This window comes from Novosphingobium album (ex Hu et al. 2023), from assembly GCF_022832385.1.
Classification (GTDB): domain Bacteria; phylum Pseudomonadota; class Alphaproteobacteria; order Sphingomonadales; family Sphingomonadaceae; genus Novosphingobium; species Novosphingobium album.
This window is the reverse complement of record NZ_JALHLE010000021.1, coordinates 21,576-46,159: the sequence shown is the minus strand read 5'-3', so window position 1 is coordinate 46,159 and position 24,584 is coordinate 21,576. Positions and strand designations below refer to the sequence as shown.

The 24,584-nt window shown below is 63.0% G+C and carries 18 protein-coding genes; 12 read left to right on the top strand and 6 right to left on the bottom strand.

Going from position 1 to position 24,584, the window contains the following annotated elements:
* Nucleotide 1: 1 nt before the first annotated feature.
* Nucleotides 2–1,129 carry an aldose epimerase family protein gene (locus MTR64_RS13915; RefSeq protein ID WP_243994687.1) on the bottom strand — a complete coding sequence of 376 codons (1,128 nt, stop codon included), beginning with the start codon at nt 1,127–1,129 and terminating at the stop codon, nt 2–4.
* 158 nt (nt 1,130–1,287) lie between these two features.
* Here MTR64_RS13915 and MTR64_RS13910 point away from each other — a divergent pair, with 158 nt between their 5' ends.
* A complete protein-coding gene (locus MTR64_RS13910; RefSeq protein ID WP_243994686.1) occupies nt 1,288–2,607 on the top strand; it encodes a sugar MFS transporter in 1,320 nt (439 codons plus the stop codon).
* Nucleotides 2,608–2,698: 91 nt separating this feature from the next.
* Here MTR64_RS13910 and MTR64_RS13905 read toward each other — a convergent pair whose 3' ends face one another.
* Entirely contained in the window at nt 2,699–3,484 is a 786-nt protein-coding gene (locus tag MTR64_RS13905) for a FadR/GntR family transcriptional regulator (protein ID WP_243994704.1), read from the bottom strand.
* Nucleotides 3,485–3,578: 94 nt separating this feature from the next.
* Between MTR64_RS13905 and MTR64_RS13900 the strand changes: the two genes are divergently transcribed.
* From MTR64_RS13900 to MTR64_RS13865, 8 genes are all read left to right on the top strand, one after another.
* Nucleotides 3,579–5,105, top strand: coding sequence for an aldehyde dehydrogenase (NADP(+)) (locus tag MTR64_RS13900; RefSeq protein ID WP_243994685.1), 1,527 nt, complete (start codon nt 3,579–3,581; stop codon nt 5,103–5,105).
* Between the two features lie 62 nt (nt 5,106–5,167).
* Complete coding sequence (gene araD1, locus MTR64_RS13895) at nt 5,168–6,163, top strand: AraD1 family protein (RefSeq protein ID WP_243994684.1); 996 nt, start codon at nt 5,168–5,170, stop codon at nt 6,161–6,163.
* 3 nt (nt 6,164–6,166) lie between these two features.
* Entirely contained in the window at nt 6,167–7,093 is a 927-nt protein-coding gene (locus MTR64_RS13890; RefSeq protein ID WP_243994683.1) for a Gfo/Idh/MocA family protein, read from the top strand.
* 24 nt (nt 7,094–7,117) lie between these two features.
* Entirely contained in the window at nt 7,118–8,695 is a 1,578-nt protein-coding gene (locus MTR64_RS13885) for an alpha-N-arabinofuranosidase (RefSeq protein ID WP_243994682.1), read from the top strand.
* Nucleotides 8,692–9,762: an arabinan endo-1,5-alpha-L-arabinosidase gene (locus tag MTR64_RS13880; protein WP_243994681.1), complete on the top strand. Its 1,071-nt coding sequence runs from the start codon at nt 8,692–8,694 to the stop codon at nt 9,760–9,762. Before MTR64_RS13885 ends, MTR64_RS13880 begins: the two co-directional genes overlap by 4 nt.
* 84 nt (nt 9,763–9,846) lie before the next feature.
* Nucleotides 9,847–11,280, top strand: coding sequence for a glycoside hydrolase family 43 protein (locus MTR64_RS13875; protein WP_243994680.1), 1,434 nt, complete (start codon nt 9,847–9,849; stop codon nt 11,278–11,280).
* Between the two features lie 180 nt (nt 11,281–11,460).
* A complete protein-coding gene (locus MTR64_RS13870; protein ID WP_243994679.1) occupies nt 11,461–14,232 on the top strand; it encodes a TonB-dependent receptor in 2,772 nt (923 codons plus the stop codon).
* A 144-nt stretch (nt 14,233–14,376) separates the two neighbouring features.
* On the top strand, nt 14,377–16,461 hold the full coding sequence (locus MTR64_RS13865; protein WP_243994678.1) for an MGH1-like glycoside hydrolase domain-containing protein: 2,085 nt from the start codon (nt 14,377–14,379) through the stop codon (nt 16,459–16,461).
* A 27-nt stretch (nt 16,462–16,488) separates the two neighbouring features.
* Here MTR64_RS13865 and MTR64_RS13860 read toward each other — a convergent pair whose 3' ends face one another.
* The 3 genes from MTR64_RS13860 to MTR64_RS13850 form a co-directional block, all read right to left on the bottom strand.
* Nucleotides 16,489–18,033 (bottom strand): hypothetical protein, encoded by a 1,545-nt coding sequence (locus MTR64_RS13860; RefSeq protein ID WP_243994677.1) that lies wholly within the window; start codon nt 18,031–18,033, stop codon nt 16,489–16,491.
* A gap of 225 nt (nt 18,034–18,258) precedes the next feature.
* Nucleotides 18,259–20,997 (bottom strand): preprotein translocase subunit SecA, encoded by a 2,739-nt coding sequence (secA, locus tag MTR64_RS13855; RefSeq protein WP_243994676.1) that lies wholly within the window; start codon nt 20,995–20,997, stop codon nt 18,259–18,261.
* Between the two features lie 114 nt (nt 20,998–21,111).
* The gene (locus MTR64_RS13850; RefSeq protein ID WP_243994675.1) at nt 21,112–21,390 is read right to left on the bottom strand and encodes a hypothetical protein; all 279 of its coding nucleotides are present in this window, start codon (nt 21,388–21,390) and stop codon (nt 21,112–21,114) included.
* A gap of 106 nt (nt 21,391–21,496) precedes the next feature.
* Between MTR64_RS13850 and argJ the strand changes: the two genes are divergently transcribed.
* From argJ to MTR64_RS13835, 3 genes are read left to right on the top strand one after another with little or no spacing between them, the layout of a single operon-like run.
* A complete protein-coding gene (gene argJ, locus MTR64_RS13845) occupies nt 21,497–22,723 on the top strand; it encodes a bifunctional glutamate N-acetyltransferase/amino-acid acetyltransferase ArgJ (protein ID WP_243994674.1) in 1,227 nt (408 codons plus the stop codon).
* Nucleotides 22,723–23,346: a glutathione S-transferase family protein gene (locus MTR64_RS13840; protein WP_243994673.1), complete on the top strand. Its 624-nt coding sequence runs from the start codon at nt 22,723–22,725 to the stop codon at nt 23,344–23,346. The genes argJ and MTR64_RS13840 overlap by 1 nt, the downstream gene beginning before the upstream one ends.
* The gene (locus tag MTR64_RS13835; protein WP_243994672.1) at nt 23,343–24,152 is read left to right on the top strand and encodes an inositol monophosphatase family protein; all 810 of its coding nucleotides are present in this window, start codon (nt 23,343–23,345) and stop codon (nt 24,150–24,152) included. The genes MTR64_RS13840 and MTR64_RS13835 overlap by 4 nt, the downstream gene beginning before the upstream one ends.
* 82 nt (nt 24,153–24,234) lie before the next feature.
* Here the strand turns inward: MTR64_RS13835 and trxA are convergent, their stop codons facing one another.
* The gene (gene trxA / locus MTR64_RS13830) at nt 24,235–24,555 is read right to left on the bottom strand and encodes a thioredoxin (RefSeq protein WP_243994671.1); all 321 of its coding nucleotides are present in this window, start codon (nt 24,553–24,555) and stop codon (nt 24,235–24,237) included.
* Between the last annotated feature and the right edge of the window lie 29 nt (nt 24,556–24,584).

Here is a 24,584-nt window from a genome sequence, read left to right as displayed (position 1 = left end):
ATCAACGGTCAACGGACACGCGGTAGATCATGACATGCCGGTAGGGCTTGCCCGGATCGACGCGCGCCGAGACGAAATTGGAATGATTGGGAGAATCCGGGAATTTCTGGGGTTCGAGCGCAATGCCGTCGCCCATGCGGTAAAGATGGCCCTGCTTGCCGATATAGGTTCCGTCCAGGAAGTTGCCGGAATAGACCTGCACGCCCGGCTCGGTGGTTAGCACTTCAAGCACGCGGCCCGAGGCGGGGTCCTCCAGACGAGCAGCAAGTTCAGGCTTTTTGGTCACGCCCTTGTCGAGCGCGAAGTTGTGATCGAAGCCGCGGCCATAGACGATCTGCTGGTCATTGCCGTCACGCAGCCCGTCTTGCAGCGCCTTGCCCTTGCGGAAATCGAACACCGTGCCTTCGACCGGCCGCAGTTCGCCGGTCGGGATGAGCTTTGAATCGATCGGAGTGTAGTGGCTCGCCGGGATCGTCAGCACGTTCTGCATGGCACCCTGCGGCGCGCCCTCGCCCGCCATGTTGAAGATGGCATGATTGGTCATGTTGATGACCGTCGGCTTGTCGGTCGACGCATCGAACGCGATGCACAGCGAACCCGATTCATCGAGGGTGTAGGTGACCCTGGCCTTGACCGTCCCCGGATAGCCGGAGTCCCCATCGGGGCTGATCAGCGAGAAGACGACGCTGGCGACCGGACCAGACTTGATCGAATCAATCTTCCAGTTCTGGACGTCCCAGCCCTTGCCACCGCCATGCAGCGAGTTCTCGCCGTCGTTCTGCGGGAGCTGGTAGCTCTTGCCGTCGAGTGTGAACTTGCCCCCGGCGATGCGGTTGGCATAGCGGCCGATGGTCGCGCCCCAGTAGTTCGGACGCGCTTCATAGTCGGCCAGCTTGTCGTAGCCGAGGGTGATGTCGGCCAGCTGGCCGTCGCGATCGGGAGCCATGAACTTTTCGAGCGTGGCACCGAACGTCAGGATCGTGGCGGAAACGCCGTTGTCCGCCTTGAGCGTCACTGCCGTGACTTCGCTTCCGTCGGAGAGCTTGCCCGCCGGGACCTGAGTCGCTTCGGCAGCCAGAGCCTGTACACTCAGCGTGGCGGACAGCGCCAGAACCGCCGTACCAGCCATGTTCCTGGAGAGATTCCTCATTCCCAAAGTGCTCCCAATCGTGCTTGGAATTATGCTGCCCCATTGACGGGCCGTCGCATCGCATATAGTCCGACAAATATAAAGAGCGCAAGCAGCTTCGCAATCGACGCGGCCGCGCCCTGATCGAGAGGATAGACATGCCATCAGTGGTCTCTTCAGCAGGCACGCCCGCCGCAGCTTCCCAAGACGAGGGAGTCCGCTACGGCCCGGCTCTGACGCTGCTTGCGAGCCTTTTTTTCATGTGGGGCTTCATCACCGTCATCAACAATACGCTGCTGCCGCACCTGCGCAGCGTGTTCGAACTGACCTACTTTCAGGCAGCCCTGATCGAATCGGTATGGTTCATCGCCTATTTCTTCGCCTCGATTCCATCGGCGCTGCTGATTGAGCGGATCGGCTACAAGAAATCGCTGGTCACCGGCCTCCTGATCATGGCCGCCGGCGCGCTGGGCATGATGCTGGCAGCCAGCATTCCTTCCTATGGCGTGACGCTGGTGATGCTCTTCGTGATCGCGTCGGGCATCACCCTGCTGCAGGTGGCGGCGAACCCTTATGTGGCCGTCGTCGGCAAGCCGGAAACCGCCTCCTCACGGCTCAATCTGGTGCAGGCGATGAACTCGGCGGGCACGATGCTCGCCCCAGCCTTCGGCGCCTACCTGATCCTTGGCCGGTCAAAGAGCGGCACGGCAGCAGCAGGCACGGTCCTGACCGAAGCCGAACGCCTTGCCGATGCCCACGCGGTTATCCTGCCGTACGGGCTTGTCGCGGTGGTCCTCGTGGTGCTCGCCGCAGTCATCGCGCGCTTCCCGCTACCTGTGATGACGAGCGGCAGGAACGGCGAAAAGAGGAAGTCCCGGCTGCTCAATCCTGAACTGCTCAAGCACCGCAACCTGGTCTTCGGCGTGCCCGCCATCTTCATCTACCTGATCGCGGAAATCGGCGTCGCCAACCTCTTCATCAACTTCGTCAGCCGTCCCGACATCGGCAACATGACGCATGAAATGGCAGGCAACTATCTCTCGTTCCTGTGGGGCGGAATGATGGTCGGCCGCTTTGCCGGCTCGGCGATCATGCAGCGTTTCGATGTCGCCAAGGTCCTGGCCCTTTTTTCGATCGGCGCCTTCGTAGTGATGATGATCACTGTCTTCGCGCACGGCCCGGTGGCGATGTGGTCGCTGATCCTGGTGGGCCTGTTCCACTCGATCATGTTCCCGACCATCTTCACCCTCGGCATCAAGGGCCTTGGACCGCTCACCGAAGAAGCCTCGGGCCTGCTCGTCATGGCGATCGCCGGCGGCGCGCTGGTCGCGGTGCAGGGCTGGATGGCGGATACCTACGGCCTGCAGACTTCGTTCCTGCTGACCGCCGTCTGCGAACTCTACGTGCTGTTCTACGCTTTGTGGGGCAGCAAGCCGACCCATATCGAGCCCGATCTGGTCGCAGTCGAACCTGATTGATTCCCCCAGCAATCCCTCAAACTAAAGAGGCCCCGGCAGCGATGCCGGGGCCGTTTTTCTGTCAATGGCCACTGCTTGCCGCGATGGCGCCCTAGGCGCCTGCTGGTTGCTCCATGGCGCTGCGGGTATCGTCGAGAGCCAGATCAACCAGCACGTTCATCGCCTCAGCCGCCGCATCGGCATTCCCTGCCGCGATGGCATCGTAGACGCGCGCATGATCGGGTATCGGATTGCGCGGCAACGCGCGGGAGCGCTGCTTGAACTGCGTGGTCCAGTTCACTGCCGCACCGATGCTGGCGCTCAGAACCATGAGCGCATCATTGCGCGTGGCGTGAAGAATCGCATTGTGGAAATCGCGGTCGGCCGCCCGGCCGGCCTCCGTTGTCAGCGTATGCTGGCGCATGGCCGCCAGCGCATCCTTCATGATCTTGAGATCGGCCTTGTCGCGCCGCAAGGCTGCGAGCCGCGCGGCAGCAGGCTCGACAATGGCGCGAAGCTCAAACAGGCTGCGCACGAATTCGACATCAGGTTCTCCGGCGAAAGCCCATCCCAGCACTTCCGGATCCAGCAGGTTCCAGCGGTCGCGCGGCAGAACACGAGTGCCGGCCTTCGGACGGCTGGCCACCAGCCCTTTCGCAGTAAGCACCTGAATTGCTTCACGATAAGCACTGCGTGAAACTTTGAGCTCTTCAGCAAAAGCCACTTCGCCGGACAAGATATCGCCTGGCGCATATTTGCCCGACAAGATGTCCGTACCCAGCTTGTGGGCGATGGCACCGTGCAGGCGCCGTCCCGGCCCACGTGCGGCCTTCGCCGCCTTGGCCCCCTCAACTTCTTTTGCAATGCCAGCGTCTGTCACGATTTCTGCCACCTCCATTCCCAAGCCTAACAGCCCTCGCACCGGGAAGGAACGACAAACATTGCGTTTATCCTCGTCACGGAATATGTCGGAGTAAATAGGGAGATCCCAGATGACCGAATTCCGTTCCATGGCTGCCGAGACCGGCGAACCGCAAGGCGCCGCTTTCGAGGTTCACGGCCCCGCAGATGTGGCGGCTGCCTGCGGCGAAGCCGATGCTGCGTTCGATATTTACCGCGCCACCAGCCGCGAGGAGCGCGCAGCATTCCTCGAGCGAATCGCCGACGAGATCATGGCGGTCGGCGAGCCGCTGCTTGAGGCCTACCTTTCCGAAAGCGGGTTGCCCCGTGCGCGCTCTGAAGGCGAGCGCGGCCGCACCTGCGGCCAGCTGCGCATGTTCGCCGATGTCGTGCGCAAGGGACAGTGGTTGCAGCTGCGCATCGACCCGGCCCTGCCCGAGCGCGCTCTGCCGCGCCCCGACCTACGCCTGCGAATGATCCCGGTGGGCCCGGTCGCCGTCTTCGGCGCCTCGAACTTCCCGCTCGCCTTTTCCACCGCTGGCGGTGACACCGCCTCGGCGCTGGCGGCCGGTTGCCCGGTCGTGGTCAAGGGTCATCCAGCCCACCCGATCACCGGCGCGCTCGTGGCGCAGGCGATCAGCAAGGCGGTTGCCGCCTGCGGGCTTCCCGCCGGCGTATTCCAGCACCTCACGGGGCCGTCGAACGAGCTCGGCGCGGCGCTGGTGCAGGATCCCCGCATCATGGCCGTGGGCTTCACAGGCTCGCGCGCGGGCGGCCTTGCGCTGGCCAAGCTGGCGCAGGAACGTGACGTGCCGATTCCGGTCTACGCCGAGATGTCGAGCATCAACCCCGTCCTACTGCTGCCCGAAGCGCTGAAGGCACGCGGCGAAGCACTGGGCACAGCATTCGTCGGCTCGCTGACCATGGGCGCCGGACAGTTCTGCACCAATCCCGGCCTCGTGCTGGCTATCGAAGGCGAAGGCCTCGACGCCTTCATTGCCGCCGCGTCTAGCGGTGTGTCGGCGGCCAAGCCGCAGACCATGCTGACCACCGGCATTGCCGCTGCTTACGCCAAAGGCGTCGAAGCGCTGGCCGGAACGGCGGGCGTCGAAACGCTGGCCAAGGGCGACGAAGGCAGCCGCACCTGCGGTGGCACCTTCCTGTTCCAGACCTCCGCTGAAAAGTTCCTCGCCGACAAGGCCATCGGCCATGAAGTTTTCGGTGCCTCCTCGGTGATCGTGCGCTGCAAGGACGAAGCCGAACTCAAGGCCGTTCTCGAGGGCCTGGAAGGCCAGCTTACCGCGACGCTGCACATGGATGAGGCAGACGAAGCCGTGGCTTCACACCTGCTGCCCGTGCTCGAACGCAAGGTTGGCCGCATCCTCGCCAATGGCTGGCCTACCGGTGTCGAAGTCTGCCATGCGATGGTTCACGGCGGCCCGTTCCCCTCGACCTCGGACCCGCGCACGACCTCGGTTGGCAGCCTTGCCATTGACCGGTTCCTGCGTCCGGTCAGCTACCAGAACCTCGCCCAGCCCGTGCTTCCGCCCGAACTGCGCGACGAAGCTTATGGCGACGGTGCACCGCGCCTGATCGACGGCAAGCTCACGCTGTCCTGATACGTTAGACAACTTCCGCGGCGCGCTCCCCAGAAACGGCGCGCCGCGGCTGGGAGAGACCCATGACCTATCTTTGCCTGCTTCAGCATCGCGCGCCTGATGGCTCGCGCTCCGTTATCCTCGCCGAGGGTGACGCCGCCCACATTCTTGAAGGCGTCACGAACGTTCGCGAACTCGCGCTGCGCGCCATTGCCGCTGGCGTAACGCTGGCGCAGGCCGCCAAGGCCTGCCCGGCTGGCGCCGCCGTGGACATCGCTGCGGAATTTGCCGCAGGCCATCTGCTGGCCCCGATCGACCATGAAGACCCCGCGCACCTGCTGATGACCGGCACGGGCCTGACGCACCTCGGTTCCGCTGAAGGCCGCAACAAGATGCACCAGGCCGCGGCATCGGGCGAACATCAGACCGACTCGATGCGGATGTTCCTCGAGGGGCTGGAAGGTGGAAAGCCCGCCGCTGGCGAAGTGGGCCAGCAGCCCGAGTGGTTTTACAAGGGCGACGGCTCGCAGCTCGTCGGCCCGACCGATCCGCTGACCATGCCGTCCTTCGCCAAGGACGGCGGCGAAGAACCCGAAGTGGCGGGCGTCTACCTGATCGGGGAAGACGGCACGCCCTACCGCCTCGGCCTCGCGATCGCCAACGAGTTCAGCGACCATGTGACCGAGCGCCATAACTACCTGTGGCTCGCACACTCCAAGCTGCGGCAGGCTGCGCTGGGCCCCGAACTGCTGATCGGAACACCTCCTGACAGCATCGAGGGCACCAGCAGAATTCTGCGAGAGGGCAAGGTACTTTGGGAAAAGCCGTTCCTGTCGGGCGAGGCAAACATGTCGCACACGCTGGGCAATCTGGAACAGCACCACTTCAAGTACGATCTCTTCTGCCGCCCCGGCGACGTTCACGTCCACTTCTACGGCACTGCTACCCTGTCGTTCGCGGATGGCGTGACGACGCAGGAAGGTGACGTATTCGAGATCTCGGCCTCGCCGTTCACGCTCCCGCTAGCCAATCCGCTGAGCCGCGCCGAAACGCGCAGCGTAGCGGTGAAGGTGCTCTGAACCATGGACCCGATCCGCATTGCCGTTGTCGGCGTGGGCAAGATCGCCCGAGACCAGCACTTGCCAGCGATTGCCGGAACGCCCGCGTTCAGCCTGGCGGCCACCGTCAGTCCGCACGATCCCGGTCAGGAAGGCATTCCGCACCTCGCCAGCCTGGAAGAGCTGCTGGAAAAGGGCCCGGCGATCGATGCGGTCGCACTCTGCACTCCGCCTCAGGTCCGCTACGGCCTTGCCGTTCAGGCTTTGAAGCGCGGCATCCACGTCTTCCTCGAGAAGCCCCCCGGCGCCACCTTGTCCGAGGTGGTCGCGCTGCGCGACCGCGCGGACAAGGTTGGCGTTACCCTGTTCGCCTCGTGGCACTCGCGCTTTGCGGCCGGCGTTGCGCCTGCCCGCGCCTGGCTCGCCGAGCGTCGGATCGAGAAAGTTTCGATCGTCTGGCGCGAGGACGTGCGCGTCTGGCATCCCGGCCAAGCGTGGATCTGGGAACCGGGCGGACTCGGCGTGTTCGACCCGGGCATCAACGCCCTTTCGATCCTGACGCATATCCTGCCGCGTCCGGTCTTCCTCAAGGCAGCAACGCTGAGCATTCCCGTGAACCGCGCGGCACCGATCGCGGCCGATCTCAATATGTGCGATAGCGGCGGCGCCGAGATACACATGGACCTCGACTGGCGACAGACCGGCCCGCAAAGCTGGGACATCATCGTCGAGACCGATGCAGGCACGCTCAAGCTCTCGCAAGGCGGCGCCGTGCTGACGACGCCGACAGGCACCGAGCACAACGAAGACCTGGAGTATCCCGGCCTCTATTCGCGCTTTGCCAACCTCATCCGCGGCGGGCGCAGCGATGTCGACATCGATCCGTTCCGCCTCGTTGCCGACGCCTTCCTGCGCGGCCGCCGCGAACCTGTTGAAGCCTTTCACGACTGATCCTCCGGGAGGGGATACGAGACCATGATCAAGACCCTGCGACACACTGCCGCTGCCGCGCTGCTCGGCGCCACAGCGCTGGTTAGTATTGGTGCCGGTGCCGCGCACGCGGACACCAACGGCCAGCCGACAACCGCCGAGATCCACGCCGGCAAGCCCGGCCCCGTCTACGACAAGAGGATCTTCACCCAGTTCGCCGAGCACCTCGGTAACGGCATCTACGGCGGCCTTTGGGTTGGCAAGGACAGCCCGATCCCGAACACCAACGGCTTCCGCAACGACGTCGTGTCCGCCCTGCGCGAACTCTCGGTTCCCGTGATCCGCTGGCCCGGCGGCTGCTTCGCCGACGAATACCACTGGCGCGAGGGCATTGGCCCGCAGAACGAGCGTCCGGTGAAGGTCAACACCCACTGGGGCGGCGTGACCGAGCCCAATACTGTGGGCACGCACGAATACTTCGAACTGCTGCGGCAGGTCGGCGCCGAGGCCTATATCTCGGGCAATGTCGGCGACGGTTCCCCACGCGAGATGGCCGAGTGGGTCGAATACATGACCGCCCCGGCCGGAACCCTCGCCGACGAGCGTGCGAAAAACGGCCACAAGGAACCCTGGAAAGTCCCCGCCTTCGGCATCGGTAACGAGCTCTGGGGCTGCGGCGGCAACATGCGCCCCGAATATGCCGCCGACGTCACCCGCCGCTATGCCACGTTCGTCAAGGCACCGGCGGGCACCCACATCCTGAAGATCGCCAGCGGCGCCAATGTCGATGACTACAACTGGACCGAGACCTTGATGAAGGTCGCCGGCCCGCTGCTCGACGGTCTCTCGCTCCATTACTACACGCTGCCCGAAGGCGGCTGGCCGCCCAAGGCCGATCCCGTCAATTTCGACGAGACCGCATGGGCCGACACGCTCCACGAAGCCTGGCGGATGGACGAGCTAATCACAAAGCACTCCGCGATCATGGACAAGTACGATCCGGAAAAGCGGGTCTTCCTGGCGGTCGATGAATGGGGTGCCTGGTACGCTCAGGATCCCGGTACGCATCCGGGCTTTCTGCGCCAGCAGAACACCCTGCGCGACGCTCTGATCGCCGCCATCAACCTCGACATCTTCGCCAAGCACGCGGACCGTGTGAAGATGACCGCCATCGCCCAGATGGTGAACGTCCTTCAGGCGATGATCCTAACCGAAGGCGCCAAAATGGTGCTCACGCCCACCTACTATGTCTTCGACATGTACAAGCCCTGGCAGGATGCCACGGTGCTGCCGATCGACATCGCAACGCCGACCTATACCAAGGACAAGTACACGGTTCCGGCCGTTAGCGGCTCGGCGGTGAAGGCGAAGGACGGCAAGATCCACGTCGGCCTGTCCAACGCCGATCCTGAAAAGCCGAACACCGTGACCATCAACCTCGACGGTGTGAAGGCATCGGGCGTGACCGGCACGATCCTGACGGCACCGGCGATCAATTCGCACAACACCTTCGACAAGCCCGGCGTGGTCAAGCCCGCCGCGTTCACGGGGGCACGGATTAAGGGCGGCAAACTGGTCGTCACCCTGCCCGCGAAGTCGGTCGTGACGCTCAAACTGCGATGAGCGGGGACATCGTCCAGGTAAGAAGGGAGTGGCCGGTACTGCCGGGCCGCTCCCTGTGGCTCGGCGTCTTGCTGGCAGCCGCTGCTCTCCCCCCTGCCGCAGCGGCCTCCACGCAAGCCGAAACGGCGCAAACCGGCACGCTCAATTCCCGGCTTTCGGGCGACCTTACGGTGCATGACCCGGTCATCGCCCGCGAGGGAGATACCTATTACGTGTTCAGCACCGTCGGGCGCTACATCGGCATCAAGACCTCGAAGGATCTGCAGCACTGGACTGACGCCGGTTCGGTCTTCGCCGAGATCCCCGAATGGGCGAAAAAGGCCATTCCCGGCACCGAAGGCATCTGGGCGCCGGACATCTCCTATGTGAACGGCGAATACCGGCTCTACTACTCGGTCTCCACCTTCGGCTCGAACCGGTCGGCGATCGGCCTTGCCACCAATGCGACACTCGATCCCAAGGCGAAGAACTACCGCTGGAAGGATCAGGGCCTCGTCGTCATGTCCACGCGCGACGATGACTTCAACGCCATCGACCCGAACTTCATTGCCGATGCAGAAGGACGGCAGTGGCTGGCGCTCGGCAGCTTCTGGACCGGCATCAAGCTGTTCCCGCTCGACACGGCCACCGGCAAGCCAAGGCCCGGCACCGAGCCTTATTCCATCGCCCGCCGCCTTGTCCCGGCCGGTGCGCCCGATCCTATCGAGGCCCCGTTTATTTTCCAGCACGATGGCTGGTACTACCTGCTCACCTCCTTCGACTATTGCTGCAAGGGCGTGAACAGCACCTACTTCACCGTCGTCTCGCGCTCGCGGAAGATCACCGGCCCTTATCTCGGCAAAGACGGCAGCGAGGCCATGATGGGCGGCGGCACGATCTTCCTGCGGGCCGACCTGCAGGAACAGCAACGTTTCCGCGGCCCCGGCCATGCAGGGGTCTTCACCGATACCGACGGGACGACCTATGTCGCCTACCACGCCTACGACAAACAGGCTGAGGGCAAGCCGACATTGCGCATCGCACCCGTCCGCTGGGGCGCGGACGGCTGGCCGGTCGCCGAATACTGATCCACCTGCTGACACCCCGGCTCCCCCGGGCCGGGGTGTCCTTTTTTGAAGGCCGGTTCGAACGGCCCACCCGGAGAGGACGACATGCAATTCAACCTATCGCGACGCGCTTTCGCTGCCGGTGCGGCCATGATGCCGATCGCCTGCACGCAGGCCGGCAAGACCATGATGGCAAGCACGCCCGCGACCGGCGCGCCTTCCGCTTCGGGCATCGTCAACCCGCTGGTGAAGCAGCGAGCCGACGCGCAGATCTTCCGCCACGATGACGGCTATTACTACATGACCGGATCGGTGCCGGAATACGACCGGCTGGTCCTGCGGCGCTCGCGTACGCTGGCCGGGCTTACCGATGCCGAGGAGCGCGTCCTGTGGCGCCACGAGGCCAGCGGGCCGATGTCCGGATTCATCTGGGCCCCGGAACTGCATCTCGTCGACGGGCGCTGGGTGATGTACTTCGCGGCGGGCCCCAGCGGCGGCGGCGAGGACGTGTTCCGCATCCGCACTTACGCGGTCGTCTGCGATGGGTCGGATCCGATGCGCGGCAACTGGTCGGTACTTGGTCAGTTCCAGGCACCGTGGGACAGCTTCAACCTCGATTCCACCATGTTCATGCACCGGGGCACCCGCTATTTCGCCTGGGCCCAACGTGAACCGGGGATCGAGACCAATTCGAACCTCTATATCGCCCCCATGGCGTCCGCACTCACGCTCGCGGCCAAGCCTGCGCGCCTTACTGTGCCGACGCTCGATTGGGAAATCCTCGGCTTCAAGGTCAACGAGGCCCCCGCCGTGCTGGAAAAGAACGGGAAGCTGTTCATCAGCTACTCGGCCAGCGCGACCGATGCCCGCTATTGCCTCGGCCTGCTGACCGCCGATGCGGATGCAGACATCATGGACCTGCGCAATTGGACCAAATCCCCCAGGCCGGTGTTCACTACCTGCGAGGCGACGTCGGTTTACGGCCCCGGCCACAACAGCTTCACGGTGGATGAGGAAGGCCGGGATATACTGGTCTATCACGGTCGCGACTACGCGCAGATCGAGGGCGATCCACTGTTCAACCCGGACCGCCACACCCGCGTGCAGCGGCTCTATTTCGATGCCGACGGCAATCCCGATTTCGGCGTTCCAGTCGGCAATGGCCCCCTGCCCGATCGCTTCGAAGCCGCAACGACCCCCAATACCTGGCTAGCTCATGACGGCACGCGCCTCTTCGCCGGCGCTGCCCCGTTGCCGCAGACACAGTTCCGCATGCTTCCCGCGGAAGGCGGCACACTACGCCTCTCCCCGATCCTGTTGCGCGACCAATGTCTGAATGCAGCGCCTGACGGCACCGTCTCTTTAGTCCCGACAAACGGCACCGCTACGGCAAGCCTGTTCAGGCGAATCCCAGGTCGGACAAAGGACAGCGTCCGGTTCGAATCGGCGGCCTTTCCGGGCAGGGCCATCGCTCCGGGCGGCGATGGTCTCAAACTCGCTCCTGCCAGCAATTCCGCCACCCTTTGGCGCGCTTCCTGATTGCAAACAACTCGGACAAAAAATGCCCAAAAACGCACTTCTGCGGCGAGAACGACACACCAACGAAAGGTTTCTTGTCTGAAGTGCGTTTTTTCCTTGCGCTAAATAACTCCGACAAATAACAGGGCGCCAAGGTTTGAAGAGGCATGGTACCGGCCAGCCTCATTGGGAGGGTAGATCATGGCATTCAAGCCAATCACATTCTGCACAACGTCCGTTCTTGCACTCACCCTGGCGGGCGCTGCCCATGGGCAGGACGCTGCCAACAGCGGGGTTTCCGACACCGACGCGCAAGAGATCATCGTCACCGGCGTCAAGGCGTCGATCATCGGTGCCCTGAACGTGCGCAAGGAATCGACCCAGATCGTCGACTCGATCGTCGCCGAGGACGTGGGCAAATTGCCGGACAACAACGTCGTCGAAGCACTCCAGCGCGTGACGGGCGTGCAGGTCACCGACCGCGCCGGCGGCGAAGCGGCGACCATCACCATCCGCGGCCTTGCCGATCCGCTGACCACGCTCAATGGTCGCAACGTCTTCACTGCGGCTAACCAGTCGTTTGCATTGCAGGACATCTCCGCCAACCTCGTCAAGCAGATCGACATCTACAAGACGCGCGCGGCAGACCAGATCGAGACCGGTCTTGCCGGCCAGATCGACGTCAAGACCCGCCGCCCGTTCGACTTCGACGGTTTTGCCATCTCGGGCCTTGCACGTGGCATCTACAACGAACAGGCTGACACCTATAACCCGAACGTCGCCCTGCTGGTCAGCGACCGCTGGGAAACTGGCATCGGTGACATCGGCCTCCTCGCCAACGTCAGCTGGAGCAAGACCAAATACCGCAACATGTCGACCACGGCCGGCGCGTTCGTTCCCTTCGCGACCGAAAACCCGCCGGCCGGTTCGGGCCTCGGCCCGCTCGAGCGCATGTTCTCAGGCTGGCAGCCTGGCCTCGATTACGGCCTGCCGACCGAGCCGGGATCGACGATCAACTACAACGGCGTGGACGTCCCATACTACCTGTCGCGCGACGCGGTCTTCTCGTCCGACCTCTACGGCGAGCGTGAGCGCCCGTCGGCCAACATCGCGCTGCAGTGGGCTCCGAACTCCAGCTCGGTCTACACCGCCGAAGTGTTCTATGCAGGCTTCCGAGGCCACACATTCAACTCGCTGCAATTCAGCTTCGTTGACTGGTGGGGCAATCCGGGACCGGTCGAGCTCTACGACGGCACGAACATCGTCAAGTCACGCACGGTTGACGACGTCTACGGCTTCAACAGCGGTGACTATGCCACCAACCGCACCGACAGCTACGTCTACGCCCTGAACGGGCAGTGGGATCTTGGCGACCGCGGCAAGATCGTCGGTGACGTCGCGTACCAGACCAGCACCAACAAGACCTCGTTCCTCGCCATGCGCACCGATCGCGTGGCCAGTCAGATCACTGCCGATTTCAACGCCGGCGGCGGCATCCCGTCGTACCACTTTGCCGACGACTCCCTGCTCGCCGATCCGAGCGTCTGGAACATCGCCCAGTTCTACGACAACGCCAACAAGAACAAGGGCAGCGCCATCACGGCCACGCTCGATGGTTATTACACCTGGGACGAAGGCTTCATCCGCCGCGTCAAGGCGGGCTTGCGCTACGACGACCGCAAGGCTTCGAGCTATGTCCGCTCCCAGGATGGCTATCTCGGCGCCTCGCTTTCGACCCTGCCTGAAGAAGCGCTGTTCACCAACTCCGGCTTCATGAAGGGCATTGCCGACGTGCCGCGCAGCTGGGTTCTCCCTAGCGGCAGCTGGCTTGCCGGCAACGCCGACTACGTGCGCGGGCTTTACGGCCTGCCCACCTCGGACGCCCTGTCGCTGGCCAAGACGTTCGACATCGACGAAGTGACGATGACCGCCTATGTCATGGCCGATGCGGAAGTGTCGATCTTCGGCCGCCCGCTGCAGCTCGAAGGCGGTGTGCGCTACGTCGCGGTGACTACGGATTCGAACTTCTTCGACCGCTACAACGCCGGCGCCCAGACACGTTCGGGTAGCCAGTCGGAGAAGTTCCTGCCGAGCTTCACGGCGAAGTACGAGATCACGCCAAACCTGCGCCTGCGCTTCAATTACGGTGAAACGCTGCGTCGCCCGAACTTCGGCGACATCAACCCGAACTATTCGCTCACGGGCGATCTTACCAATGTCGGCTACGGCAGCGGTTCGGCAGGCACCGCCGACCTGAAGCCGACGCACTCGAAGAACTACGACCTCGCACTCGAGTGGTACTTCGAACGCAACAGCGCGATCTACGTGACTGGCTTCCGGCGCGAGATCCAGGGGCTAGTGGTGCCGCTGACCGTGATGGAATACATCCCGAACAACGGTATCGTCGCCGGTGCGACGGACTACTTCGCCATCACCCGTCCGGTGAACGCATCGAACGGCGTGCTCAAGGGCGTGGAAGTCGGGATGACCTACTTCCCGAACTACCTGCCCAGCATCCTGAACGGCCTTGGCTTCCAGGGCAGCCTGACCGTGCTGGACTCGAAGCAGAACATCCCGATGACGGACTCTGCCGGCAACATCACCGGCGAGACCACGTCGCAGTTCTTCAACGTCTCGAAGTTCTCGTATAACGCGACGCTGGCCTATGATCGGGGCCCGTTCAACGCCCGCGTTTCCTACGTCTGGCGTCAGGGGTTCCTGCACAACAACGAAGCACGCCTGTTCGCCAACCCGATCGGCGTGTGGTTCAAGCCGGAGGAAAGCCTCGACGTCCAGCTCACCTGGAACGTGACCGACCGCATCGGCCTGACCTTCGATGCAACCAACCTGACCAAGTCGAAGCAGCAGAACTACTACAAGTTCGGCGACGTGGGTAATGCGCAGCAGTTCAACCTCGGCACGCTACAGCTGGCCCGCACCTTTGCCGTAGGCGCACGCTTCACCTTCGACTGACGGCATGACCGGCCGGAACGCCACTGCCATTCGCGCGTTCCGGCCGGCCTAAAGCGGCTGCTTCCCGGGCTCCTCTCCCAACACTCCCCGGGAAGCGGCCGCTTTTCCATTTCTTCCGCAAGGATAATCGGGAGAAGGGCATCAATGCTTGCGACATTTCGCCCAATGCTTGCCGCTGCGGCGGTTCTCGCGACGGTCGCCAGCCCTTCTGTTTCCGCTCCGGCGACGCCAGTCCATGCCCAGGCCGCTCGGCCGATGCTGGACCATGCTGCGATTGCCCGCGTGCATTTCGGCAATGACGCCCCCTGGTACGTCGACCGCATTCCCTTCTTCGAAAGCGCCGATCGCCGGATCGATGCGGTCTATTACTACCGCTGGTCGCTATTCCGCGCGCACCAGCGCGATCTCGGCGCGCTCGGCTACATCACCACCGAATTTGCCGACGACGTGGCCTGGCAGCGCCAACCTTATGCCAGCCTCAACGACGCCACCGGTTTCCATATTGCCGAGGGGCGCTGGCTGAACGACCGCCGCTTTACAGACGACTACGTCAATTTCATGTACGAGGGTGGCAACGACCGCCACTTTAGCGACTACATGGCCGATTCCGTCTGGGGCCGTTACCTTGTCGATGGAGACCGCGCCGCCGTGATCCGCCATCTGGCGGTGATGCGCCACATCTACGGACTATGGGACGATCATTTTGATTTCACCAAGGGCCTCTACTTCATAGAGCCCCTGCTCGACGCGACCGAATACACCGTGTCCTCAATAGATGCCTCGGGCGGTGAGGACGGATTTCGTGGCGGCGACGCCTTCCGCCCAACGATCAACAGTTACATGACCGCCAATGCCCGCGCGATTGCGAAGATAGCGGAACTGGCCGGAGACAAGGTACTCGCGCGGTTCTTCACAGACCGTGCCGATGAACTGCGAACCCGCATGCTGGCCGACCTGTGGAACCCCGCACTCGTTCATTTTACCGACCGCTACAAGACCACCAACGAACATGTAAAATACTGGGAACCGATCCGAGCGCGCGAACTGGCAGGATACCTGCCCTGGATGTTCGATCTCGTGCCCGACGATCCGCGGTACGCACAGGCGTGGGCGCATCTGCTCGATCCGGAATCGCTGGCCGGGAAAGCCGGGATGCGCACCGTCGAGAAGAGTTATCCGTACTACATGCGCCAGTACCGCTATCTGGGCACAGCGCGCGAGTGCCAGTGGAACGGCCCGGTCTGGCCTTACCAGACAACGCAGGTCCTCACCGCCATGGCCAACCTTCTCGACCACTACGGCGACACCGGCCCGGTCACTCGCAGCGACTACATGCGCCTGCTCCGGCAATATACCGCCCTGCACTATCAGGGAAGCAAGCTGGATCTGGAGGAAGACTACGATCCGGCCACCGGAAAACCGATCGTCGGGCTGGACCGCAGTCACCACTATTTCCATTCGGGTTATATCGACCTGATCCTGTCGGGCCTCGTGGGCATCCGTCCGCGCGCGGACGACGTGCTGGAAGTCAATCCGCTGCTTCCTGCAGCGGGCGATCCTCAGACCCTCGCCTGGTTCCGTGCCGAGGATGTGCCCTACCACGGCCACAAGATCGCCGTGACATGGGATGCAGATGGAACGCATTATGGCAGAGGGCCGGGTTTATCCGTCGAAATCGATGGCAAGGAAGTGGCCCGGCGGGCCGACCTCGACCGCCTTACGATACCGGTAGTGCGGACCCCCAACCCACCGATTGTGCGGCCCATAAACCACGCAGTGCAGCTCGTACGCGGCCAGTTCCCCATGGCCAGCGCGTCGAGCAATGCGGACCCGGAAATGCTGCACGATGCGATCGACGGGAGGCTCTGGTTCTTTCCCGAACTCCCGAACGGCTGGACTTCCGCGCCTTCAAACGATTCGCAATGGTTTGAGGTAAACTTCGGCAAACCGGTCGATGCTGACACTGCCGAGCTCGCCTTTTTCGACGATGGCCATAGCATTTCTGCACCTGTGTCGGTGACCATTGAAGGCTTGAGCGCTGACCGTTGGCATCCACTCGCACAGGCCAGGCCGCTGGCCAACGGGATAACGCGCCTGAGATGGTCAAAGCGCGCCGTTTCGCGCCTAAAGGTGCGCATGGATCCCGTTCGCGCGAGGTCTATCCGTCTCGTCGAATTCAGGGCCAGTTCAAGCGCCAGTCCTGTCCGGACCGGCGACAGTGGGGCATAAAATACGCCATTGTCGGAGCATTTCAGGCTATCCCAGTGTCAAGTTGCCGTTCTTGTCGAAGCCCACGGTCAATCCCACGGCCCTGAGATCGTTGAGAGTTACAAGCTCGTCGGCATTCGGGGAACTGCGAAGCCTTGCGTATGTCACGGGATCCATGTCGGGACGCAAGGCGTCGAGCACGCTTGCAAGACTTATTCTGAATTCCTTGTGCACGACATCGGCATGGCCAGCCGTAGCGCCTGCTATCAGGAGGGTCACCGAGCCCGCGCGGGCACCGTGGACCCGCAATGGCAATGTGACTTCTACACCCGCGGAAGTCTGCTTGTACGATGCAGCAACCGGTGCAACATCAACCGGGTCATCCGCCTGTAAAACCTCGTCGGACGCGTCGGTGGTCCGCCGCTCCGATCTGGTTTTGCCGTCTTGATGGGCGGACCGGGCCAGCGCATCCTGCGAGATGACGACAAGTTGGGACAGGGCCTGCTCTCGCGGTGCAACCGTGGCCGGTCGTTCCCTCACAAGTTCTTCGGAAGGATCGAGGTTCGCGTTGTCATAGCCGGGAGTCGGCGCCGTTCTGGCGGCCTCAACCATGCCGCCAAGTGGTTCACCGCGCTTATCCATCGCCAGATTTTCGGCCAATGCAACGGGGTCGTGGGTGGTGTCAGGTCCAGCACCCACTTTAGCATCGCGTTCCGTCCGTTTCGCTATGCCTTCTTCCACTCTGGCCCTGACCGCCTGAAGAGAGGCCGCCGGATTGGAATCAGTATCACCGGTCAATGAGGTATCGTTGTCAGCCAGTCTGGCATCTGAAGGCTGGCGGTTGAAAATGCGATCATCGTCTTCGACCGTGCCGGAGATGATCCACTGCAGCGCATCCGCGCTCACGGCAGGCACCTGACCATTCGGCATTCGTACCGATGCCACAAGGGGACGCTGCGCTGCCGTCACGACATCGACAGGCAATGGAGCGGGCATCACTGCCGTCACTGCCTGTTCGGAAAGGCTCGGCCGTTCGATGGTCGCTGCAGCTGCAGATGTATTCCCTGTCGGCGGCACCTCCCCCCCCAGCCCCGTTTCAGGTGCGGCATCCGGAGTTGACACAGCCAAGGCTGACGACGTCAGGGCCGGTGTCGGTACGCTATCTTTCAGCTCCGGGGGAGCCGCCGGAACCACAGTCAGCTCAAGCTGGGCCGGCCCGGATGGCGAGGATTCCTGCCTTTGGCGAACTGGAGATATGCGTTGCGCCGACTGTACCTCCTGCGGAGTCCGCGCATCCTGCACGGCGGCGGCAGGAACCGGTGCGACGAAGGTTGAAGCCGGATGGGCGAGGCCATGCTTCGACGCTGGCGGGTTCGGAAGGCCGCCATTGGACGGCGATTTCGCAACTGTCCGTGCGGCTGCGTGGACGCCTACGTCCCGGGGGCTGGAATCCTGCACTTTGGTGCGAAGTGCAGAAGAAGGACTGATGGCCAAGACCATGCCAGCCACGGCCACAACAGTGACTGCCGCGATGGCAGGTTGAAGGTTAGCACCCTGCCGACCGACCAATTTGCCTTTGAGCACAAATGGCATGTCAACCGCCCTCAACGTCGGTTTGCTGATCTTTCAGCAAACCGACATGTGAGCGATCAATTAACCATGAGTTGAGGCAAAATTCTACCGTCTGCGATACTTACCCACATCCGGAGTGCAGACTTCATGCTGGCTCATCGATACATACAACCACTGCCCTTTCGGCGTCACGGGCAAGTTGTGTGGTCGCGCCGCACGTTTCCCAGAAACGGCAGGGATTGTGCTTCAGACCAACGCGCCGTGGCAGTGCTTGTACTTGTTGCCAGAGCCACAGGGACAAGGGGCGTTCCGGCTGATCGGCAGGTCCGCATAGGGGTTTTCGCCGCTCGCCCCCGGGCCAACCGCTGCCTGCGGACTGCCCGCCAGCGAACCGAACAGCGCCGCCTGTCCGCCCGAACCGTCGGCATCATCCGAATTGTCGAATCCGGTCAGCGGATCGATATGACCGGTCAGGAAGTCCGGCAGTTCGGGCAGGTCCTGCGGTTCGGGCATGCGCAACTCGCTCACCGACAGGATGCGCGTCACGTCTTCGCGGATGGTATCGAGCATGCGCTCGAACAGTCCGAAGGCCTCCTGCTTGTATTCGTTGATCGGCGTGCGCTGAGCGTAAGCACGCAGGAAGACCACCTGACGCAAGGCGTCGAGCGTGGCGAGGTGTTCCTTCCAGTAATGATCGAGACGATCCAGAAGGATCGATTTTTCGACCTGCCGCCAGATTGCGGGATCGTCCTGGGCCATCTTGGCCGCCATGTGGGCGTCGGCCAGTTCGGTGATCCGCTCCTCGACCACTTCCGGTTCGATGCCCGCCTCGTCGAGCCACGCCTCGATGGGAATGTCGATGGCGAGGTTTTCCTTCACCTTTTCCTTCAGCCCTTCGATGTTCCAGTGCTCAGGGTAAGACCCTTGCGGGCAGGTGTCGGCGACCAGCGCATTGATGGTGTCGTGGCGCATGTCGACGACGACATCGTCCACCGCCTCGGCGTCCATGATGTCGGCGCGCTGTTCGTAGATCACCTTGCGCTGATCGTTCATCACGTCGTCGTATTCGACGACCTGCTTACGAACCTCGTAGTTGCGTGCCTCGACCTTCTTCTGCGCGGTCTCGATGGCCTTAGAGAGCCACTTGGAGCCAATCGCCTCGCCGTCGGCCAGGTTGCTGTTCATCATCTTGGCAAACAGGGTATCGGGCCCAAAGATGCGCAGCAGGTCGTCCTCGAGGCAGAGATAGAACTTGGACAGGCCCGGGTCGCCCTGACGGCCCGAACGGCCGCGCAGCTGGTTGTCGATACGGCGGCTCTCGTGGCGTTCGGTGCCGATCACGCAGAGGCCGCCCGCGTCGAGCACCTTCTGCTTTTCCTCGGCCACTTCCATCTTGATGCGGGCGATCGCCGCTTCGCGCTCGGGCCCCTCTGCCATGTCCTTTAGCTCGTCCTCGACGCGGAAATCGACATTGCCGCCAAGCTGGATGTCGGTGCCGCGGCCCGCCATGTTGGTGGCGACGGTCACGCCGCCAAGACGCCCCGCCTGCGCCACGATATGCGCTTCCATCTCGTGGAAGCGGGCGTTGAGGACCGAGTGTTTGACGCCTTCCTTGTTGAGGAAGTCCGAGAGCAGTTCCGACTTCTCGATCGAGACGGTGCCGACGAGGACCGGCTGCCCCTTTTCGTGCTTCTCACGGATCAGCTTTGCAATGGCACCGAACTTATCGAGCGTGTTCTTGTAGAACTCGTCTTCCTCGTCGACGCGCATGATCGGCAGGTTGGTCGGGATCGTGACCACGTTCATCTTGTAGATGTCGTAGAATTCCGCCGCTTCGGTTGCCGCCGTGCCGGTCATGCCCGAAAGCTTGGGGTACATGCGGAAGTAGTTCTGGAAGGTAATCGAGGCGAGCGTCTGGTTCTCGGGCTCGATCTTCACGCCTTCCTTGGCCTCGACTGCCTGATGCAGGCCGTTCGACCAGCGGCGCCCGTCCATCATGCGGCCGGTGAACTCGTCGATGATGACGACCTTGCCGTCCTTCACGACATAGTCGGTGTCGCGCTTGAACATGACCACCGCCTTGAGCGCCTGGTCGAGGTGATGGACGACCTGTGTGTTCTCGACGTCGTAAAGGTTGGAGCCGACAAGCAACCCGGCGTTCTCGAGGATACGCTCGGCCTTTTCCACGCCGTCCTCGGTCAGCGTGATGTTCTTGGTCTTCTCGTCTTTCTCGTAGTCCTCGTCGGCCAGCTGCTTCACGATCGCATCGACCGCGATGTAGAGCTCGGACTTGTCGTCCGTCGGGCCCGAAATGATCAGTGGCGTGCGCGCCTCGTCGATCAGGATCGAATCGACCTCGTCGACGATCGCGAAATTAAAGGGACGTTGCACCATCTGGCTGCGCTCGTGCTTCATGTTGTCGCGCAGGTAGTCGAAGCCGAACTCGTTGTTGGTGCCATAGGTGATGTCGGCGCCATAGGCCTCGCGGCGTTCGTACTCGTTGAGGTTCGGCACGATCACGCCGATCGTCAGGCCGAGGAAGTTGTGCAGCCTCCCCATGTGCTCGGCGTCGCGGCGGGCAAGGTAGTCGTTCACGGTGACGACGTGCACGCCCTTGCCCTCCAGCGCGTTGAGATAGGTCGCGGTGGTGGCGACGAGCGTCTTGCCCTCACCCGTGCGCATCTCGGCGATTTCGCCGCGATGAAGCACGATGCCGCCGATCATCTGCACGTCGAAGTGGCGCATGCCGAACACGCGCTTCGAGGCTTCGCGCACCGTTGCGAAAGCTTCGGGCATGATCTGATCGAGGGTGGAGCCGCCTGCCAGAAGTTCACGGAACTTGACCGTCTGGGCGCCCAGTTCCTCGTCGCTCATCGCTTCCAGTGAGGATTCGAAGGCATTGATCTGCTGGACAATCTTGTCGAGCGACTTGACGTAGCGGTCGTTGGACGAGCCGAAGATGGATTTGACGATGGCGCCGAGCATGGGCGGAATCCCTGTTCTTTAATGATTGTGTATGGGTTCGGTTGCGCGCCTGCCGAGAGCATGGGCGCGCCGAAAAACTCGCGAGAAACGCGAAAGCCGGTGTGCATGCAGCCGCTATTCGCGGGCGCGGTCTATTCCGGTAAAAACTGCCGCAACGGCACGGGCCACGGGCAATTGCGTGAGCGCAGGGGCATGACGCCGGGTGTTAAGGCGGCCCGGTTCGGGCAGACGGGCCAGCGCAACAGGTGCGCGCGGCGCCTTGGCCTGGGCAGTCTCTCCCAGCACCGCGACCTGCATGCTGGAAACCCGCGACGCACACGCCTCGGCCGGGCCGATTTGCGCGGCAAGGCCCGTCAGCAGGGCAAGCAGGGTCAGAAGCAGGCGGTTGGCCATGGGCGTCAGATAAGAGGGACAAGCTGAATAGTCCACTACCGACCGCAATTTGCGCACGATTGATCATCGCTTGACGTGCCACGGTCATGCGCTACGCGCTTGCGCCATGGCTTATCCTGTCTCTCCGCTCGCCACACCCTTCCCCGCCCTGCCGCAGATCGCGGGCGTCAACCCGCACGTGGTGCGCGCGGGATACAAGGACTGGGGACGCTGTGACCTTACCTATGTCACGCTTGAGGAAGGTACCTCTGTCGCCGGCGTGTTCACGAAGAACCTGTGTTGTTCGAGCGAAGTAGAGCTTGGCCGCGAGAACGTGAAACAGGGCCTGGCCCGGGCGCTCGTGGTGAACGCGGGCAATTCCAACGCCTTCACCGGCTATCGCGGGCGCGAAGCGGTGAAACAGATCATGGATCAGGTTGCCGGCCACCTTGGCTGTCCCAAGGAGCAAGTCTTCGTGTCCTCCACTGGAGTGATCGGCGTGCCGCTACCCAAGGACAAGGCGCGCGAGGGCGTCGCGAAGGCGCTGACCGCCGAGCCCTGCTCATGGGAAGAGGCGGCCAACACCATCGCCACCACCGACACGTTCGCCAAGGGCGCGACGGCCACGGCCATGGTGAGCGATACCAAGGTGACGATCAGCGCCATCATCAAGGGCTCGGGCATGATCGCGCCAGATATGGCGACGATGCTCGGCTACCTGTTCACCGATGCTGCCGTCGATCCGGCATTCCTGCAGGAATGCCTCTCGGCCGCTAACCTTGCCACCTTCTCATGCATCACGGTCGATTCTGACACCTCGACGAGCGACACCGTCCTCGCCTTCGCCACCGGCAAGGCCGGCAACGCGCCGCTCACCTCGTTCGAAAGCCCGGGCGCAGACGCCTTCTACGCCGCTATTCATGATGTATGCCGCCAACTTGCCCACCTCGTCGTGCGTGACGGTGAAGGCGCGCAGAAATTTATCGCCGTGACCGTCAGTGGCGCGGTCTCGGACGAGAGCGCGCGCAAGGTCGGCCTTGCCATCGCCAACTCGCCGCTGGTGAAGACTGCCATAGCGGGCGAGGATGCCAACTGGGGCCGCGTGGTCATGGCTGTCGGCAAGGCAGGCGAACCCGCCGACCGCGACAAGCTCTCGATCGGCTTCGGCGGCACCTGGGCCGCGCTCGAGGGCCTGCCGCTCGCCGATTACGACGAAGCGCCCGTCGCGGAACATCTCAAGGGTCACGACGTGACGATCGAAGTCGATCTCGGCCTTGGCGACGGCCTTGCCACCGTCTGGACCTGCGACCTCACGCACGGTTACATCTCGATCAACGCGGATTACCGCAGCTGATGCCCGCGCCCTTCTTTACCCTCTGGGGCCGGCTGAACTCGCACAACGTCAAGAAAGTGGCGTGGTTCGCGGAGGAACTCGGGCTGGCTTACGAACGCCGCGATATCGGCGGCCAGTTCGGCTATACCGACGACTACCTCGCCAAGAACCCCAACCGCCTGATCCCCATGATCGAGGACGGCAAGGTCGTACTGTGGGAATCGAACACCATCCTGCGCTACATGGCCGCCGAATATGGCGGTGAGCGCTGGTTCCCCGCCGATCCCATCGACCGCGCAATGGGCGACCGCTGGATGGACTGGCAGATAACCTATGCCGATGCCCAGCGCGTGCCGTTCCTGAGCTTTGCACGCACACCGCAGGATCAGTGGGACATGGCCGCCATCGAGCAAGGCGTGGCCGCCTGTGCGAAACATCTCGCGGTCATGGAGCGCTACCTCAGCGAAAAGCCCTGGCTGTCCGGCAGCACATTCGGCATCGGCGATATCCCGATGGGCGTCTATGCCTATACCTGGTTCAGCCTGCCGTTCGACAAGCCTGAATTTCCGGCTATTTCCGACTGGTACGGGCGCATCAGGACACGCCCCGGTTTCGCGCAGCAGGTGATGATCCCGCTCACATGATCACCCCCGCCCTTACGAAGGCCGTCGAGGCAATCATGCGCGAGGCGAGCGAACGCGCGATCCTGCCGCGCTACCAGTCACTCTCCAGCGCGGAGATCGACGCCAAGGCGCCCGACGACGTGGTGACGATCGGGGACAAGGAAAGCGAAGCCCTGCTGACAGCGCGGCTCTCCGCGCTGCTGCCCGAGGCTGCCGTGGTCGGCGAGGAAGCCACCTTTGCCGATGCCAGCGTGATGGACCGGCTCAAGGACCGGCTGTGCTGGATTGTCGATCCACTCGATGGCACCAACAACTTCGCTGCCGGAAATCCCCCGTTCGGTGTGCTCGTCGCACTGGCGGACAAGGGCGATACGCTGGGCGGCTGGATCCTCGACTGCCTGACCGGACGCTTCTGCCATGCGGGCAAGGGCACCGGCGCATGGATCGACGGCGAACGCGTTTCAGCCACGACCAGCGGCGAAACGCCCCCCGTTGCCGCGATTTCGATGGTGTTCCTCGAACAGGCACGCCGAGAACAGATCCGCGAACACATTGCCCCGCACTACCGCCTTGTCGACATTCCGCGCTGTGCCGCCGAACAGTACCCGCGGCTGGTGCTGGGCACCAACGACCTGTCAGTCTTCGAGCGCACCCTGCCCTGGGATCACGCTGCCGGCGCGCTGTTCCTCAACGAAGCGGGCGGTTTCTGCGCGCGGCCGGACGGCTCGCCCTACCGGGTAGATGAATTCGAACGTCGCGGAATGATCGGGGCTTCGTCGAAAGCACTGTTCGACGATCTGGCGGAGCGGCTCGCTGCGCTGGGTTGATAGAACCCGCAAACAAAAACCCCTCCCGCCATGTGGCGGGAGGGGCTCTTAACGGCCGGGATGGCCGCATGAATTCAGGCTGTCAGAGCGAACCTTCGATCCAGCCCTTGAGGGCGTTCTTGGGAGCCGCTCCGAGCTTGTCGGCCACCTTCTCGCCGTTCTTGAACAGCACGAGGTAGGGGATCGACTTCACGCCGAACTGCATCGGCGTGTCACTGTTGGCCATGATATCCATCTTGGCGATGGTCACCTGCTCGGCCAGTTCCTCGGAGATTTCCTCCAGAGCCGGGCCGATCATCTTGCACGGGCCGCACCAGTCCGCCCAGAAATCGACGAGCACGGGCTTGTCGGACTTGAGAACTTCCTCCTCGAAGTTGGCATCGGTGACGGCAATGGTGGGCATTGAGAGACTCCTGAGGATATCGCGTTGGT

What these genes read in the sequence shown, in the direction of transcription:
- MTR64_RS13915 (WP_243994687.1), bottom strand. Translation starts at nt 1,129, where the DNA reads ATGGCTGGTACGGCGGTTCTGGCGCTGTCCGCCACGCTGAGTGTACAG.
- MTR64_RS13910 (WP_243994686.1), top strand. Translation starts at nt 1,288, where the DNA reads ATGCCATCAGTGGTCTCTTCAGCAGGCACGCCCGCCGCAGCTTCCCAA.
- MTR64_RS13905 (WP_243994704.1), bottom strand. Translation starts at nt 3,484, where the DNA reads ATGGAGGTGGCAGAAATCGTGACAGACGCTGGCATTGCAAAAGAAGTT.
- MTR64_RS13900 (WP_243994685.1), top strand. Translation starts at nt 3,579, where the DNA reads ATGACCGAATTCCGTTCCATGGCTGCCGAGACCGGCGAACCGCAAGGC.
- araD1 (WP_243994684.1), top strand. Translation starts at nt 5,168, where the DNA reads ATGACCTATCTTTGCCTGCTTCAGCATCGCGCGCCTGATGGCTCGCGC.
- MTR64_RS13890 (WP_243994683.1), top strand. Translation starts at nt 6,167, where the DNA reads ATGGACCCGATCCGCATTGCCGTTGTCGGCGTGGGCAAGATCGCCCGA.
- MTR64_RS13885 (WP_243994682.1), top strand. Translation starts at nt 7,118, where the DNA reads ATGATCAAGACCCTGCGACACACTGCCGCTGCCGCGCTGCTCGGCGCC.
- MTR64_RS13880 (WP_243994681.1), top strand. Translation starts at nt 8,692, where the DNA reads ATGAGCGGGGACATCGTCCAGGTAAGAAGGGAGTGGCCGGTACTGCCG.
- MTR64_RS13875 (WP_243994680.1), top strand. Translation starts at nt 9,847, where the DNA reads ATGCAATTCAACCTATCGCGACGCGCTTTCGCTGCCGGTGCGGCCATG.
- MTR64_RS13870 (WP_243994679.1), top strand. Translation starts at nt 11,461, where the DNA reads ATGGCATTCAAGCCAATCACATTCTGCACAACGTCCGTTCTTGCACTC.
- MTR64_RS13865 (WP_243994678.1), top strand. Translation starts at nt 14,377, where the DNA reads ATGCTTGCGACATTTCGCCCAATGCTTGCCGCTGCGGCGGTTCTCGCG.
- MTR64_RS13860 (WP_243994677.1), bottom strand. Translation starts at nt 18,033, where the DNA reads ATGCCATTTGTGCTCAAAGGCAAATTGGTCGGTCGGCAGGGTGCTAAC.
- secA (WP_243994676.1), bottom strand. Translation starts at nt 20,997, where the DNA reads ATGCTCGGCGCCATCGTCAAATCCATCTTCGGCTCGTCCAACGACCGC.
- MTR64_RS13850 (WP_243994675.1), bottom strand. Translation starts at nt 21,390, where the DNA reads ATGGCCAACCGCCTGCTTCTGACCCTGCTTGCCCTGCTGACGGGCCTT.
- argJ (WP_243994674.1), top strand. Translation starts at nt 21,497, where the DNA reads ATGGCTTATCCTGTCTCTCCGCTCGCCACACCCTTCCCCGCCCTGCCG.
- MTR64_RS13840 (WP_243994673.1), top strand. Translation starts at nt 22,723, where the DNA reads ATGCCCGCGCCCTTCTTTACCCTCTGGGGCCGGCTGAACTCGCACAAC.
- MTR64_RS13835 (WP_243994672.1), top strand. Translation starts at nt 23,343, where the DNA reads ATGATCACCCCCGCCCTTACGAAGGCCGTCGAGGCAATCATGCGCGAG.
- trxA (WP_243994671.1), bottom strand. Translation starts at nt 24,555, where the DNA reads ATGCCCACCATTGCCGTCACCGATGCCAACTTCGAGGAGGAAGTTCTC.